Annotated in this window: 7 protein-coding genes; 4 read left to right on the forward strand and 3 right to left on the reverse strand. The window is 44.9% G+C overall.

The window, feature by feature from the left end; translation table 11 throughout:
- Positions 1-3: 3 nt before the first annotated feature.
- The gene (locus tag GFS24_RS26140; protein WP_153664914.1) at positions 4-11,577 is read right to left on the reverse strand and encodes a gliding motility-associated C-terminal domain-containing protein; all 11,574 of its coding nucleotides are present in this window, start codon (positions 11,575-11,577) and stop codon (positions 4-6) included.
- Between the two features lie 399 nt (positions 11,578-11,976).
- Between GFS24_RS26140 and ahcY the strand changes: the two genes are divergently transcribed.
- From ahcY to GFS24_RS26160, 4 genes are all read left to right on the forward strand, one after another.
- Positions 11,977-13,305, forward strand: coding sequence for an adenosylhomocysteinase (ahcY, locus tag GFS24_RS26145; RefSeq protein ID WP_153664916.1), 1,329 nt, complete (start codon positions 11,977-11,979; stop codon positions 13,303-13,305).
- A 152-nt stretch (positions 13,306-13,457) separates the two neighbouring features.
- Positions 13,458-14,087: a SatD family protein gene (locus GFS24_RS26150; protein ID WP_153664918.1), complete on the forward strand. Its 630-nt coding sequence runs from the start codon at positions 13,458-13,460 to the stop codon at positions 14,085-14,087.
- A 14-nt stretch (positions 14,088-14,101) separates the two neighbouring features.
- Positions 14,102-14,836 (forward strand): DUF3307 domain-containing protein, encoded by a 735-nt coding sequence (locus GFS24_RS26155; RefSeq protein WP_153664920.1) that lies wholly within the window; start codon positions 14,102-14,104, stop codon positions 14,834-14,836.
- A gap of 33 nt (positions 14,837-14,869) precedes the next feature.
- Positions 14,870-15,601, forward strand: coding sequence for a pyridoxine 5'-phosphate synthase (locus tag GFS24_RS26160; protein WP_153664922.1), 732 nt, complete (start codon positions 14,870-14,872; stop codon positions 15,599-15,601).
- A gap of 33 nt (positions 15,602-15,634) precedes the next feature.
- Here GFS24_RS26160 and GFS24_RS26165 read toward each other — a convergent pair whose 3' ends face one another.
- The gene (locus GFS24_RS26165) at positions 15,635-17,323 is read right to left on the reverse strand and encodes a hypothetical protein (protein WP_153664924.1); all 1,689 of its coding nucleotides are present in this window, start codon (positions 17,321-17,323) and stop codon (positions 15,635-15,637) included.
- Between the two features lie 2 nt (positions 17,324-17,325).
- On the reverse strand, positions 17,326-18,105 hold the full coding sequence (locus tag GFS24_RS26170) for an ABC transporter ATP-binding protein (protein WP_153664926.1): 780 nt from the start codon (positions 18,103-18,105) through the stop codon (positions 17,326-17,328).

Below are 18,105 nucleotides of genomic sequence, written 5' to 3' on the forward strand. Positions count from 1 at the left end.
AGTTTATCGTTTCAATACTATATATCCCGTGTGGCGTGTCATATTTCCATTGCTGTCCCACACATGCAGAACAAAGAAATAGGAACCATCCGGCAGATTACTTCCGGAACCACCACCAGTATTAGCGCGACCGCTGAAATTGTTTGACTGGTTATTGTAATTACTTGTTTTATAAACTGTTCCACCCCAGCGGTTCACGATCACAATCTCATTCTGTGTATATTTATCCAGGTTCTCAATGAAGAGCACATCATTCTTACCATCACCATTTGGCGATAAGCCCTTATTCACTTTGATCTCTGTCTCAATCGGCTGATCATCATTTTGTATGATGCCTATAGCTGTAAGCGGGTTCACCACCACAGCGGCATTCTGTAAAGAAGCCACTGTAGCTGTGGTTAACCGGATAGCGAAGAGCTGGTCTATTTCAGCATCCACATCTCCGATCACTGGTACCACGATCTCTGCTTCCAACTGCATAGGTGCAATGGCCAGGCTGGTGATATGTGGCTGGAAGTCCTCTCCTGCTCTTGCCCTCATTGGATCTTTGTCCGCTCCTGCTCCTTCAAATGCATCTGCAAACAGGTAATTCAGGTTAACTACGCGGCTGCTCATACGATTCAGTTTCACGGTGAAGCCTAATGGTGTAATAGCTGAATTGCCTTCTTTTACCCTGGCAGTATCTACCTTGAATGAGATCTCTAATGCATCGTTATCTGTGACTGTTGTAACACTTGTAGCACTGGAGCCAATGGCATATGGCTGGCCTCCACCTGCAAATGGCTGGATGGCGAGGTTTACGAACCCATTGTCATCATTCACATCATTATCCACCAGGACAACATTAGCTGTTGCTTCTTTCTGGTTCGCTGGAATTGTAATGGTAAATGTTGCGCTGGTAGTTACCGTTCTGAAAGCATCATGCTGCAGGCTGATCGTTACCGGCATATCTACCGGTGTATTTTTCGATGCGCGTACTGTTACTGGTATCGTAGTACCTTCTGTTACACTTGCCGATGCAAATACCTCCACCGTCATCTTATCATTATCATACAGATCCACAGAGACTTGTTGTTGCGTTGCGAGCGGAAGTCCGGCGCTGGCCCCTGTTAATTGAATTGTGATGGTTTCTATACTTTCCTGATCTGTATCATCTATCGGTACGATGCTGATGATCGCTTCATGATCACCCGCAGGGATGGTTACCGTACCGGATAATGTGTTATAATCAACACCAGCTGTGGCAGTACCAGCTACCGTGTAGGTAACGGTTACAGGAACAGTAGCGGTAAATTGTGCATCTGCAAAACGTACCCTTACGCTGCCGTTTTCGTTCGGCTCAGCGGCATGGTGTATTTTCTCTATTAAGATCTTACGGCCTTCTGCGGTGTTTTCATTATCCAGGATCAACATACCGGCGCCACCTGAGTTGTCAACACTTGCAGCTATGGTATTGCCGAAATGAACGAAGCTGGCAGACTGTAATGTCAATTGCAGCGCTTCATCTCCTTCAATGATCTGATCATCTTTTACATTAACCAGAACAGCGACACTGTTATCACCTGCTTTGATGATAGTTACACCGGAAAGTGGTATGTAATCATCATTGGACACTGCGGTTCCTGTTACGGTATAATTCACCGTAATATCTGCAGGAGCATTAGCGGCACCAGGCAGTTTGATCGTGAATACACCTTGTGTGGAAGGTTCAGCTGCATCGGTTGTTTTAACCGCTGTTACCGTAACAGCGGGAGCACCTGATCCGGGAATATTAACTGTACCACCTGGCAATACTGTAAAGCCTGTAGCAGTACCTGTCAGTTTTAATTGTTCATCAGGTTCGTCTGTATTATCTGCAATTGCTTCCAGTATCACCGTCACCGTATTCATATCCTTTGGCAGGATCACTGTATTTGGTGTAAGGGTGAAATCAGCGGCAGCAGCAGAGAATCCGCCATCCGCATTCACGGTGATAGCTATATCCGTGGAAGAAGTAATACCAGATTGTAATGCAAAGGTTACTTTGCTGGTATTGCCTTCATGCAGGATAGTTGAATCTATTGTGATCTGGATCTGCCTGTTTGCCAGGGTAAGACCGGTAACATCTGTGATATCTATATTAGTACCTGCGAAAGTAAATCCTGCAGGAACAACGCCATCTACCTTCACTACTTCCGTTGGTTCAATGATACCATCCACCACGGCAGAGATATCAAAATTAGCACTGACATTGCTATTGGCCGGGATAGTAATACTTACCGGGATCTGTGTATGATCTGTATCGGCAGCTGTAGAGGAAGCGGCTGTTTTAGCCAGTTGTACTACAATCGGCGTAGTGGATACAACATTATTAGGAAGGCTTACATGGAAATGCCCTGTAGTACCTTCTGAAATGCTGCCGCCATTCGGATTCAGTGTTATCACTGTATTCAAAGGATCCCTGTGTGTAGAATCCTGGATCTGTATTGTTGTACCACTCACTCCATATCCTAATGCAGAACCTTCCAGCACGAGGTCTTCATTACCTTCCAGGATCAGATCCAGCGGAGCTGTAACGGTGAAGGTTGTTTCATGCTGACCATTAGCAATTGTTACGAATGCGGGTAAAACACTGTGATCTGCGTTACCTGCAGAGGAAATGCCTTTGGTGATGTTCACCTGGATATCGCTACCAGCAGTAAGTACACCAGGGAGGCTGACTGTTATAGTTGCCACATCCAGCGCTTCTGTGATAGCTGTAGTGTTACTGCTGAAGGTGATCGTTCCGCTGTGACTTTGATCCAGTACATCTAATAATACATCCTGGTTGAAGGTAAAGCCTCCAATGGCAGATGGGATCAAATGCAGCTTCTCTACTGTTTCTATGACACCATCTGTATTCGGTTGTATCGTTAAGGTGATATCGTTGCCACCGGCTGGTATGATCACTTTATCAGGGATGCCACCATTGAGGTCACCTGCTATGACGGCAGGGGTGTTTGTTCCCTGTGCCAGGTTAATTTCTATTGCTTCTGTAGTAGTGGTACCTAATGGCAGACTGAAGGTGATCGTTGTGCTATTACCTTCTGTTACTGTGGTAGCGCCTGTGATCGTGATCAGTTTATTCAAAGTCACATCTGTGACAGCCACATTAGATGATGTAGTAACTGCTTCACCGAATACGGTAGCATTTGCTTTGATCTCTAATGTTTCATTTGGTTCTATCAGTTGATCCGTGTTGGCTACAAGGGTGAAGAAGACTTCGTTTCCTCCTGCGGGGATCGTAACTGTCGATGGTAAAGTGTATTCTGTGCCTAGCAAGGTTACTACAGTGCCTGTACCACTTGTTAAGTTAATGGTAAGTGCTTCGGAAGTAAGAATGGTATTAGGTAAACTTACTCTCACCTGGATGCTTCCGCCTTCTGCAACAGTGGATGCAGCTGGGGTCAGTGTGATTTGTTTATTGGCAGAAGTGCCTGTGGCATCTGTAATATTTACCGTGGTACCGGTTACAGTTAAGCCGGTTGTTGTTCCATTGAGGATCAGGGATTCAGTATTCTCAAGGAGCAGATCGCTACTAGCTGTAATATCTACATATCCGCTACTTGCACCGGCAAGAATGGTAATGCTGCCAAATGCTCCATGATCTGTATTATCAGCCTGTGATGCACCATCTTTTGCAAGCGTTACAATAATATCTGTTGAAGAAGTCGCACTTAAGGTGGCTGTAATTCTTACAGTACCACCTTCTGCCACACTAGCCATAGAAGCAGACAATGCAATTGATGCGCCAGCCAAGTCATTATCTACAACGTCCAGTTCTACGTTACTATTAAATGTAAATCCACCAACAGCACTTGGTACCAGTTCCAGTTTCTCTAATACTTCAATAACACCGTCTGTTTTAGCTGGTAAGGTAAGATCGATGTGATCACCGTTAGGTGGGATCGTTACTTTGGTCGGGAACACACCGGTGAAATCTGCGGGTAAAGCAGTGGAAGTTCCGGCAACCGCCAGATCGATATCCAATGCTTCTGCAGTGGTAATACCTAATGGCAAGCTGAAAGTGATCGTTGCACTGCTGCCTTCTGTTACGGTAGTGGCACCAGTGATCGTGATCAGCTTGTTCGCAGTCACATCTGTGACAGCGACATTAGATGATGTAGTTACTGCCTCTCCGAATACGGTAGCATTTGCTTTGATCTCTAATGTTTCATTCGGTTCTATCAGTTGGTCTGTATTCGCAGCAAGGGTGAAGAAGGCCTCGTTTCCTCCTGCGGGGATCGTAACCGTCGATGGCAAAGTGTATTCTGTGCCTAACAAGGTAGCTACGGTTCCTGTACCACTTGTTAAGCTAATAGTAAGCGCTTCAGAAGTAAGGATGTTAGTGGGTAAACTTACTTTCACCTGGATACTCGCTCCTTCTGCAACAGTGGATGCAGCTGGGGTTAGTGTGATCTGCTTGTTGGCAGAGATGCCTGTGGCATCTGTAATATTTACTGTTGTGCCGGTTACAGTTAAGCCGGTTGTTGTTCCATTAAGGATCAGGGATTCTGTATTTTCCAGGAGCAGATCACTGCTGGCAGTGATGTCTACATATCCGCTACTTGCACCGGCAAGAATGGTAATGCTACCCAATGCTCCATGATCTGTGTTATCAGCCTGTGATGTACCGTCTTTTGCCAGTGTTACAATAATATCTGTTGAAGAGATCACACTTAAAGTAGCCGTGATCCTTACAGTACCACCTTCTGCCACACTAGCCGCAGAAGCAGACAATGCAATTGATGCACCAGCCAGGTCATTATCTACAACATCCAGTTCTACGTTACTATTAAATGTAAATCCACCAACAGCACTTGGTACCAGTTCCAGTTTCTCTAATGCTTCAATAACACCATCTGTTTTAGCTGGTAAGGTCAGATCGATGTGATCACCGTTAGGTGGGATTGTAACTTTAGTGGGGAACACGCCAGTGAAATCTGCGGGCAAAGCAGTGGAGGTTCCGGCAACAGCCAGATCAATATCCAATGCTTCCACAGTGGTGGTACCTGATGGTAAAGAGAATGTGATCGTTGCACTGCTGCCTTCTGTTACAGAAACCGCACCAGTGATCGTGATCAATTTACTCAAGGTCACATCAGTAACAGCTACATTAGATAATGTAGTAACCGCCTCTCCGAATACGGTAGCTGTTGCTTTGATCTCTAATGTTTCGTTTGGTTCTATCAGTTGATCGGTATTGGCTGCAAGGGTGAAGAAGACTTCGTTTCCTCCTGCAGGGATCGTAACCGTCGATGGTAAAGTGTATTCTGAGCCTAACAAGGTAACCACAGTTCCTGTGCCACTCGTTAAGTTAATGGTAAGTGCTTCTGAAGTAAGAATGGTATTAGGCAGACTTACTCTCACCTGGATGCTCGCTCCTTCTGCAACAGTGGATGCAGCTGGGGTCAGCGTGATCTGTTTATTGGCAGAGATACCCGTGGCATCTGTAATATTTACGGTGGTGCTGGCTATAGTGAAGCCAGTTGCTGTTCCGTTGAGGATCAAGGATTCTGTATTCTCAAGAAGCAGATCACTGCTGGCAGTGATGTCTACATATCCGCTACTTGCACCGGCAAGAATGGTAATGCTACTCAATGCTCCATGATCTGTGTTATCAGCCTGTGATGTACCATCTTTTGCCAGTGTTACAATAATATCTGTTGAAGAAGTCGCACTTAAGGTGGCTGTAATTCTTACTGTCCCACCTTCTGCCACACTAGCCGCAGAAGCAGACAATGCAATTGATGCACCAGCCAGATCATTATCTACAACATCCAATTCTACGTTACTATTAAATGTAAATCCACCAACCGCACTTGGCACTAATTCCAATTTCTCTAATGCCTCTATTACACCATCTGTTTTAGCTGGTAAAATCAGATCGATGTGATCACCGTTAGGCGGAATCGTCACTTTGGTCGGGAACACACCGGTGAAATCTGCGGGTAAAGCTGTGGAGGTTCCGGCAACAGCCAGGTTGATATCCAATGCTTCTGCAGTGGTAATACCTAATGGCAAAGAGAACGTGATCGTTGCACTACTACCTTCTGTTACTGTAGTAGCACCAGTGATCGTGATCAGTTTACTTGCGGTTACATCTGTGATATCCACTGTAGTCTTGGCTGTAATGGATGTACCATACACCATCGCAGTAGCTTCCAGCTGCAATTGTTCTGTAGGTTCAATTATATCATCAGTCAATGCATCCAGGTTAAAAGTAACCTCGTTTCCTCCAGCCGGTATTACTACCGAGCCCACAAAAGCACTATACTCTGAAGTCAGTAACGAAGCGCTTGATAAAGCACCTCTGCTTAAATTGATCGTCAGTGCATCCTGTGTTTTATGCGGAGATGGCAGACTGATCTTCACAACTGTTGAACCTCCTTCTGCAATAGATGCAGCAACAGGTGTTATCGTAAAGATCTTATTATTACTATTCTGACCATTCAGGTCTGTAATATTAATTGTGGTACTAATTACAGTGAAGCCAGTTGCTATTCCGTTGAGGATCAGAGATTCTGTATTTTCCAAGAGCAGATCACTGCTGGCAGTGATGTCTACATATCCGCTACTTGCACCGGCAAGAATGGTAATGCTGCCTAATGCTCCATGATCTGTGTTATCAGCCTGTGATGTACCATCTTTTGCCAGTGTTACAATAATATCTGTTGAAGAAGTCACACTTAAAGTAGCTGTAATTCTTACAGTACCACCTTCTGCCACACTAGCTATAGAAGCAGACAATGCAATTGATGCGCCTACTAAGTCATTATCTATAACATCCAGTTCTACGTTACTATTAAATGTAAATCCACCAACAGCACTTGGTATCAGTTCCAGTTTCTCTAATGCTTCAATAACACCATCTGTTTTAGCTGGTAAGGTGAGATCGATGTGATCACCGTTAGGTGGGATTGTTACTTTATTGGGGAACACGCCAGTGAAATCTGCAGGTAAAGCAGTGGAGGTTCCGGCAACGGCCAGATCGATATCCAATGCTTCCACAGTGATGATACCTGATGGTAAAGAGAACGTGATCGTTGCACTGCTGCCTTCTGTTACCGTAGTGGCACCGGTGATCGTGATCAGTTTGTTCGCAGTCACATCTGTGACAGCTACGTTAGATGATGTAGTTACTGCTTCTCCGAATACGGTAGCATTTGCTTTGATCTCTAATGTTTCATTCGGTTCTATCAGTTGATCGGTGTTAGCAGTCAGGGTGAAGAAGACTTCGTTTCCTCCTGCGGGGATCGTAACTGTCGATGGTAAAGTATATTCTGTGCCTAGCAAGGTAACTACAGTGCCTGTACCACTTGTTAAGTTAATGGTAAGTGCTTCCGAAGTAAGAATGGTATTAGGTAAACTTACTCTCACCTGGATGCTTCCGCCTTCTGCAACAGTGGATGCAGCTGGGGTTAGTGTGATCTGTTTGTTGGCAGAGATACCTGTGGCATCCGTAATATTTACTGTTGTACCAGTTACAGTTAAACCAGTTGCTGTTCCATTAAGGATCAGGGATTCTGTATTCTCCAGGAGCAGATCGCTACTAGCGGTAATATCTACATATCCATCGCTGGAACCTGCAGCGATCGTAATCGTTCCTAAAGCCCCATGATCTCCACTGCCGGCAACGGATAATCCATCTTTTGCCAGTACAACATTTATTGGTGTTGCAGACGTAACACTTAAGGTGGCCGTAATCCTCACAGTACCTCCTTCCGCCACGTTAGCCGCAGAAGAAGACAATGTAATTGTTGCACCAGCCAAATCAGCGTCTATAATATCCAGATCTACGTTCTGAGTAAATGTAAAATCAAGGTAAGATGGAACCAATATCAGTTTCTCCTGAAGTTCAATGACGCCATCTGCTTTTGCCACAACACCCAGCGTTCCCGTACTACTATTAATAGTTACCGTCGCAGGATATACATTACCCTGGAAATCTGCCGGTGCAGCATCTGTTCCCAGACCTGAAACCAACTGAACAACAATCGGGTCCTGTGTTGTTATACCGACGGGTAAACTGAAGTAATAATTAGCCGTACTCCCTCCTTCTGTTACAGACACCGGGCCAGTAACTGTTATTATCTTATTGGCAGCAATATTCCCTGTACCATCTTTAATATTTACAAGGGCACTGGCCGTTTTATTTTCATTGAAGATCAATGAACTGGCAGCGATCTCTAATTGCTCATCAGGTTCTAATATATTATCCGGGGCAGCTACCAGGTCAAACGAATGCTCATGTTCACCTGCCAGGATCTTAACACTGGCCGGCAATGTATATTCCGTGCCCTGTAAAGTTACAACTGTGCCAGCCCCCGCAGTCAGGGCAATGGTCAGATCTTCCGAAGTTTTAATAGTACCCGGCAGGCTAACCCATACCTTTACAGTATTACCTTCTGTTACATCTGAAGCAACCGGGGTTACTGTAATATTCTTATTAGCAGAAACTGCACTTTCTGCATCAATAACATTTAAGTTTACCGGGGTAATGATATACCCTGTAGCTGTACCACCTAACTCAAGTGTTTCTAACCTTTCCAGGATACCGTCAGGAACTGCAGTGAGCGTAAAGGTTTGGGAATTAGTGGTGGCCAGGATAGTAAAAGAAGCAGGTAAAGTAATATCATCATCTGTAGCACTGCCTGAAATCCTTGCAGGGGTGATCACAATATCTGATGACGCTACTCCGGATTGCAAGGTTGCAGTAACTGTAGCATTTCCTCCTTCTGTAACATCTGATACAGTGTATTCGATAACAGGATTGATGCCATCCTTTATATAAATATAATAAGGATATGTGGTATAAGGATTACCAGACACATTCGCATCTGCCGTAATAACCAGTTCTTCATCAAATGTTTCCGTCAGTGCATCCGTTTTGGCTTTCACATCAAAAAACACTTCTCTTTCAAATGGGAGCAGTGTAACGGTAAGTGGTAATTCGAAATCAGCAGCATTAATATTAGGATCTACATTAGCATTGCCAATGGTAAAAGTGATCGGTTCAGAAGAGAGGTCACCTACTGATGTGATCTTCATCCGAACAGTTTCGCCTTCTGTGAACTCGTACTCACCATTCTCTGCTTCAAGGAAAAATTCCATGGAGGTAGGATTCGCGGTAGTGTAATCATCGATCAATAAAGCAGCGGAACCAGCTGTAAAACCTGGTGAGCTTGCCTTTATGACCAACTTCTCCTGCAACTCCTGCAAATAATCCTGTGGTATCTCCAAAAGATTAAATGTTACAAAATCTGACCCCGGCGTAAAATGTACTTTAAAATTCAGCGGGTCAGGAAGATAATAATCGGATGCATCTACCGTAGAAGAGGGATCTATTTCCAGGTCAACGTCAAATGCAAAATCCGTTGCATAAGGCAAGCGGACTATTATCTGCGGATAATATGGTTCAGTTACAGTTGTGATAGCAGGATCATCAAATTCTACTGTAAGGTTCACCGGCTCCTGGATAACATCCAGCTGCCCGTTATTAAAAACAAACCCGGTGCTGGCGCCACTAAAAAAAAGTGTTTCCTGTAGTTCCAGTTTGGTATCTGCAGTAACGGGCAATGTATAAGCAACACTATTACCGTTGGCTGCAATCGTCATGTCCGACGGAAAGGGAGATGTAAAACTAAAATCTGTAGGGTCAGTTGTGGTGGTCGGAGGCGGTTCTTCTGTCATACCGATCACAATAGGGAACTCCGTCGTTACCCCAAATGGCAGGCTGGCAGTGATCGTAGCATCATTTCCTTCTGTGGTAGCAGGAGAAGTAAAAGTGATCACCTTGTTGGCAGGGTTTAATCCTGTTGTATCAATGATACCGATGCTGGTAGTATGTGTTCTGTTAATCCCTGATATAGTTGCCGTAGCGGTAATATCAAGATTTTCCGTGGCTGGTTCCAGTATCCGGTCTGCTATCGCATCAAAATCAAATTCTGCAAAAAGACTTCCCGCAGGAATAGTGATCGTAGCAGGAATAACACTATGATCTGTTGATTCAGCATCTGCTGTTCCTTTTGCCAAAGTAACTACCACATCCGTTAATAAGGGTGTACCAGACATCCTCAATTTCACCTTCATGGTCTTCCCTTCTTCCAGTGTAGTTTGAGCAGGCTCTATAAATAACTCATTGGCATCATCGTCAATGATCGTATAAATAACATCATTAATGGCGCCTAACACCAGATGCGGAGAACAATCTTTCGTTAGTTCTACCCGTAATGTTTTGTTAGGGTCCAGGTCATCATCTCCTTTGATCAGGATATTGTTCAAAGGGAAATATGCCGGCGTATAAGTATAATCACCCGCAGGGATCAGTATCTTAGTATAAGTAACTTCATAATCTGCACCTTCCACCGCATCATTTACACCACTGGTAGTAGCGGTTACTTTCACGGTGGCCAGCTGGGGCAAATTAAATTTGGCGCCGCTTACCTTTAATGTAAGGTTGGTGATCACATGGGTATTATCCCCTTCCGGGCCGGAAGGGTTGGCATCAGATAATTCAATAGTAGCTGCTGCAAAAGGATAATGTGTATCACCTGCTATCAGATTGGGGTCCTGCACAAAGAGCGCCTTCATCTCTGTAGAATCAAACCCTACGGCAAAACGTTTCGTTTCATGATTGATCTCTAAGTCCGTAGCATCCATTAAAATGGCCTTATGTACTGCAACCCCCTGGGCCTGCGGCACAGCATTAATGTTATTACTTAACATGTAACCCGGGCTCACTTTTACATCCCTGCTGTTGGTAGGGCCTGCAAACCAGGATGTAAAACCACCATTTGTTTTGAACACATTCACACCTTCTCCTTCTGGTCCCGTTGGGCAGGACCCATTTTCTTTTTTTGTACCCACTACGCTTTTCAACATCTGGGTGGGATCTGGCATACCTGCATTCAGGTATTCATCAAAGACAATAGATGATTCACCAGAGGAAAAGCCTGTGCTACAATCCACGGTGTTCATCCAGCTGCGTTGTGACAAATAAATATGAATATAATACGGTCCGCCTGTAGGTCCGTTCAGTGGTTTTTCATTAGAGCTGATAAAGAAATCAACATTATAATAAGAGGTACCGTCTACATAAGTATATACTGTGGTAACATTATAGGTAGCATTACTAACGTTTTGAAAAGTAGACAAGGTCACTATCTTCCAGGGATTTGCCAGCGTACCATTGCCATAAACGTCTGATATTTCGCAGGCTTTTACGTACTTGGGATCCTTTTCATATAAACTCCCGAACCTTTGTTGCAGGATGAAATAAGTCCTTAAGCCAATATCTTCCTTTGGAAGAGAGCCATCCAGGTTATATTGGTCCACTCCTTTACGCCTGACGAGGATACAACTATCCCTTATCTCAATACGCAGGTTATTATCCAGTGCGGTACCACCTGTAGGATTGATAATAGCTGGTTGCACCTGGGCATGTACTTCGCCGCAAAGGAAAAAGAATGCCATAATAATGGCCACGATGGCAAAACGCAGGTGTTTTGAACCCGCATCCTGCGGTTTTTCTTTCTTAGGTAAGGATAGGACTAACATAATAGCTTAAATTTCTTTACATCTCATACTATGTTTCTCGAGGCTGACGTTATATACCGGCAAATACATTTTTTCCGGTGGTGGAATTTCACTGTTGTGGGTAATCTGCTCAGGCAGGATAGCCCTTTTCTCCCTCTTTAGACGCTTAACTCCTTCTATTCCAAACGTTTACTGAACGTCAATGACTCTAAATAATAATATGTAACAAACTGGTATTAACTGCACCAGATAGCAAATGTATAATATTTATAATATTAATGCAAATAATAATTTACGATAATTTATATGTATATTAAGTAGTTACTCCCCGGGAGAGGCCCATTTAATTAAAATAGGGGTAATGAGAAAGCATTATGTAAAAAGTAGAAATAAAGGTAGATTTGCCAAAAATTTACTGGAATGTCCACAATTGCTAAATCCAAAATTGATTTGAGCCTCAAATACAAAGTTAAAGACATGTCTTTGGCAGAGTGGGGTCGCAAAGAAATAGAACTGGCGGAAGCCGAAATGCCGGGTTTGATGGCCCTGCGCGAAGAGTATGGTAAATCTCAGCCCCTGAAAGGTGCGCGTATTGCCGGTTGCCTTCACATGACCATCCAAACAGCTGTTTTGATCGAAACCCTGGTTGCCCTGGGTGCAGAGGTACAATGGAGCTCCTGCAATATCTTCTCTACGCAAGACCACGCTGCTGCTGCTATTGCTGCTGCAGGTATCCCGGTTTATGCATGGAAAGGTCTGAACGAGGAAGATTTTAACTGGTGCATTGAACAAACCCTGTTCTTTGGCAGTACAGATCGTCCTTTGAACATGATCCTTGATGACGGTGGTGACCTGACCAACATGGTTTTTGACGTTTACCCTGAACTGATCCAGCATATTAAAGGCCTTAGCGAAGAAACTACTACCGGCGTTCACCGTCTGTATGAGAGAATGAAAGCCGGCACTTTACCAATGCCTGCTATCAATATCAACGACTCCGTTACTAAGTCCAAATTCGATAACAAATATGGTTGCCGCGAATCCTGCGTAGATGCTATCCGTCGTGCTACGGATGTAATGATTGCAGGTAAGGTTGCTGTTGTTGCTGGTTTTGGTGATGTGGGTAAAGGTTCTGCCGAGTCTCTCGCTGGCGCCGGTGCCCGTGTTATTGTAACTGAAATTGACCCGATCTGTGCGCTGCAGGCTGCTATGGAAGGTTACGAAGTAAAGAAGATGTCTGATGCTGTAAAAGAAGCAGACATTATCGTAACTACCACTGGTTGCCGTGATATCATCACCGGCGAACACTTCAAAGCGATGAAAGATAAAGCCATCGTTTGTAACATCGGTCACTTCGATATCGAAATTGATGTTTCCTGGTTGAACACCAACTACGGACATACTAAAGTGGAGATCAAACCACAGGTTGACAAATATACCATTGATGGTAAAGATGTGATCCTGCTGGCTGAAGGCCGCCTGGTGAACCTGGGTTGCGCTACTGGTCACCCTTCATTTGTGATGAGTAACTCCTTCACTAACCAAACACTCGCTCAGCTTGAACTGTGGTTAAACACAGAGAACTACGAGAACAAGGTGTATGTACTGCCTAAACACCTGGATGAGAAAGTAGCCCGCCTGCATCTGAAAAAGATCGGCGTTGAGCTGGATGTGCTTACCAATGCACAATCTTCTTACCTGGGTATTCCGGCTGAAGGTCCGTTCAAACCTGAATACTATCGTTACTAGTAGATCTGAAAGATCTGATAATATCGCAGGAAAAGCAGCCCCAGTGGGCTGCTTTTCTGATTATAAGGCTGTAGGCTTATAATGGGTTAATATAAGGTTATAGGCTTATAATGGTGCATTATAAGGTTAAAGGCTTATATTTGTGGTAGCCAATGAAAAAGCAAGCAGCCGTTATTACCGGCGACATCATTCAATCCTCTCTGCTGAAAGCCTCCAGGCGTAAGCGTCTCCAGCAAATACTGGAAAGGGTTTTCATGACAATACAGGAAAAGGATGTTAGTTTCGAGGCAGAGCAATACCGGGGAGACAGTTTTCAGGCGGTATTCATTCAAAAACCTGAACTGGCCCTGTATAGCAGCCTCTTATTGCTGGCATGGCTGCGCAAAGAGGATTTTAAGGTACGCCTGGCCATTGGTACAGGAGATATCACTTTCACTTCCAAAAAAATTGTTACCTCAGATGGTACGGCCTTTCAACATTCAGGCCCCTACCTGGATGAGCTGAAGAAAAAGAACGGACTCATCTCTATTGTTAGCCCCCATTCCGTTGTTAACCAGGAATGGGCTATTCACAGCCAGGTGCTTTCTTACCTCATAGAGCGCTGGAGTGCTCCGCAGGCAGAAGCCATACTGGAACAACTAAACGGACTTACACAATTGCAAACCGCCGAGAAGCTGAAGATCCGCCAGCCCGCCGTTAATCAAAGATTGCAGGCAGCAGGATGGCATGTAGCCACCATGATCATCAGCCGGTTTGAGTTGCAGATCTCATCCTTGTTTTAAAAAAACCATATCACATGATGCTATTACTGATCAAGTGGCTATGTGCCCACCTTATTGGCGATTTCGCGCTCCAGACCACCCGTTTTGTGCAACACAAACGGCGTCACAAAGCAGCCTCTCCTTATCTTTATATTCATTGCCTCCTGCATGGTATACTGATCTATGTTTTCACCGGCTGGTGGGATCAATGGATCATTCCGATGATCGTAGCGGTCTCCCATTTCGCGATAGACTGGTGGAAGGTATACCAGAAGGACAATGCCCGGAACTTCATCATTGACCAGGCTTTGCATTTACTGGTATTACTGGTATTGTGGATCCAGGTATCTACCGGATGGACCAGTGTGCTTCCTTTTCTCTCTGCTATCCTGGAAAATAAGGCGGTGTGGACCATCCTGCTGGGGTATGCCGCCGTGGTATGGCCTATTTCTTTCCTGCTGGGATTTGCCACCAAACGCTGGCGGGACCAGGTGGCGGATGCAAGGCTTACCAACAGCAAAGCTTCCCTTAGTGAGGCCGGAAAATGGATCGGTATTTTTGAGAGGGCACTGGTGCTTACTTTTATTATCACGAACCATTATGAAGGCATCGGTTTCCTGATCGCAGCCAAATCCATTCTGCGTTTTAATGATCTGAAGGACAATGAGAACCGCAGGGAAACGGAATACATCCTTATTGGTACGCTGATGAGCTTTTCTGCCTCTATTTTTATAGGGCTTTTTGTAGAACTCTTATTGCAGTATCAGTAATGAAAATTGAAATCGTTGGCGTAATTTTGCGGAATGACGAAGCTGAGTGTTAACATCAACAAGTTTGCCACACTGCGCAATGCACGCGGTGGTAACCTGCCGGATCTTTTACAGGTAGCAAAAGACTGTGAACGATTTGGCGCTGACGGTATTACGGTACATCCCAGGCCGGATGAACGCCATATCCGTTTCCAGGATGTAAGGGATCTGAAACCTATCGTTACCACTGAATTTAATATTGAGGGATATCCTTCGAAGGATTTTATGGACCTGGTACTGGCGGTGAAACCACACCAGTGCACCCTTGTTCCTGACCCCCCCGGAGCTATAACTTCCAACACCGGCTGGGATACAGTGCAATACCAGTCTTTCCTCAAAGACGTGATCAGCTCACTCAAAAAGGCAGGCATCAGGGTTTCTGTTTTCCTCAATCCGGACATCAGCAAAGTGGAAGGTGCAAAATCTGCCGGTGCAGACCGTATTGAGCTTTATACAGGCCCTTACGCAGAGGAATACACGAAATCCCGCACCCAGCCACAGAACTTCCGTTTATTCAACGATTACAAGAATACCGCCAAAGAGGCTTCCGCCATTGGACTGGAATTAAATGCCGGCCATGACCTGAACCTGGATAACCTCCGGTTCTTCAAACTGCATATTCCGCAACTGAAGGAAGTATCTATTGGCCACGCACTGGTGGCAGATGCCATTTACCTTGGACTGGAAAATACCATCCAGCTCTATAAGCGGCTTTTGATCGATTAAAAAAAGGCGGGAAGTGATTCCCGCCTTTTTTATTTAGTTCGTTTCCAGTCTCTCCCACCCTGTTTCCCGGTACTTTGTATACAAGAGGTACAATGCCGCAAAGGACATCAGGCCGAAAATAGCTACCAGCCAGATATAACCTGCAATAAAATAATGCCCCAGACCAATTGTAAAGGGGATGATCAGGATGAGCATTCCTTTAATGAAGGTACCGGCACTTTGCTTGATATTTAGTTCAGCTGAAAAGGGAAACCTCCGCAGGTATAAAAATGCGAAGCATAGATTAATAGCTACTACATTAAAGAAACCAAGCGCCAGGTCCGGCAGGATCTTCAGCCCCCATACCCACAGGGAGAAAGCAGAGAGCAGTAAATAGAATGGTACAAAGAATTTCACGAGGGATGCTTTGAAAGCACCCATCAATAAAGGCCCTGGTGAATCAAGCGGTGCGGCGAAATATACCCAGGCGCTTTTATACTTATCAGAATATACGAGGTTGCTGATAGCGGTGATAAAAGCAAAGCTGCTGCTATAGATCAGGAACACGAACATCTTCGTTTCCGGCAATTGTTTCCAGGCCTCTCCTACGGATGCATGTTTACCGGTAAAAAAGAAGTAGATGAAATAGATCACCACATAAGCCAGGGAAGGATATACTTTCAGCTTAAACTCACGGCTGCGGCCGGTGATCAGCCATACCAGTTCAAAAGACAATTGCTCATGACCACCGTTCGTAAGTAAACGGGCGAAACGTTTGTACCAGGGCGTCCCTGAAGAAGCAACCGCTGCAGGAGAAGGCAAACCACCATCCGTTCCGCTACCACCCAGCATGGCCAGCTTCCTGTTAAAGCTGGGTGCAAATACTTTGATCACCAGCCAGAGGCTGGCAAAAGGAACGATGAATGATAAGGCGATGAAAATTAAGTACTGCGGTGTATAGATGCCGTCTGTAACAGCCTGCCAGGCGCCGGCAAACCAGGTAATGGGGATCAGGTTCAGCCAGGTGTGATCTGCCAGTTTTATATCATCCAGGTTTACATTCTTCAACATCCGCGGCGCCAGGTACACAATGGCGAATATAGATATGGAGAGGATCATCTGTATGTAATTCAGCAACTCCTTAAACCGCTGTGGCGTGGTTAATTGTAAGGCCACCAGGTACACCGCATTGATGAGGAAGATGCTCAGGATGCATAATAAAAACGCGAGTATCACAAACCATATCGCAGAGATCACCCCTGTTTCAACTAAAAGGAATACGAGCACCGGCAGCATCATGGGCACCACTATCTTGGAGATATGGATCACAATGTGCATCATGCGGGATACCACTACTGTTTTATCATTCACCGGTTTGGGAAGGATCACGAAATTATCTTTCACATCTATCAGCACACTTGTAAAATCCGCGATCAGCGTGGTGGACATCATCATCATGAATAAAGAGAACCATATCAGCATTTGCAGGAAATGATCCTTCGCAATGAAGAAAGCATAGAGATAAAATATGCCCATCACAAAGGACATAATGATCACGCCCCAGGAGCCATATTTTATCGGTTTCTTCTTCTGTTGCTGCCGTGCCTGCGTGTAAGCGTTAGGCCGGCGGTCATCCATCATGAGCTTTACTTCCAGGATGGCCCTCAGCTGTTCCACATCTACCCCCAAACGTTTCCAGACGGGATTAAACAGGGAAACCAGGTATAAAAAGAATTTGTTCATGGTTAACTGTTTTGATTCCCTAATGCATGAATAAATGCATCTGCTGCACCGGAGAAACCTTCCTTACCGGTAAGGTTGGCAAATACTTTTTCGAGCGTATCTCCTTCAGATTGTTTCAACTGTTCAAACGTACCATCTGCCACAATACTTCCTTCATTGATCAGTACGATCCTGTCTGATACTTTTTCCACTACGTCCATCATGTGAGAGCAATAGAAAATGGTCTTACCTTCTTTTTTCAACAGGGAGAGGATCTCTTTCACAATGATCACGGCGTTGGCATCCAGCCCTGAGAGCGGTTCATCCAGCACTACGATCTGCGGGTTATGCAACAGGCCGGAAGTGATCAGTACTTTCTGCTTCATCCCTTTGGAAAAAGTGTCCATCCGCTGATGCCTGTTGTCCATTAATCCAAAAGCTTCCAGCATACGGGTGGCCCGCTCTTCGATCATGGCATCATCCAGTTTGTAGAGTTTTCCTACAAAGGAGAGGTATTCCATGGGCGTGAGTACATCATATATTTCTGCATTCTCCGGCACGTAACCGATCAATCCTTTAATGGTGAGCGCATCTTTGCGGAGGTCATGCCCCAGTACGGTCACTTCTCCTTCAAAGTCGCTTAGCAAACCGATCAGTATTTTTACCGTAGTAGATTTACCGGCCCCGTTCGGACCAATGTAACCAATGATCTGGCCGGGATAAACTTCCAGGTTGATGCCTTTCAGCACCTGCTTTTCACCATAACTTTTTCTAAGCTCCCTGATAGAGATAATAGGCTGCAT

This window comes from Chitinophaga sp. SYP-B3965 (genome assembly GCF_009647655.1).
GTDB lineage: Bacteria > Bacteroidota > Bacteroidia > Chitinophagales > Chitinophagaceae > Chitinophaga.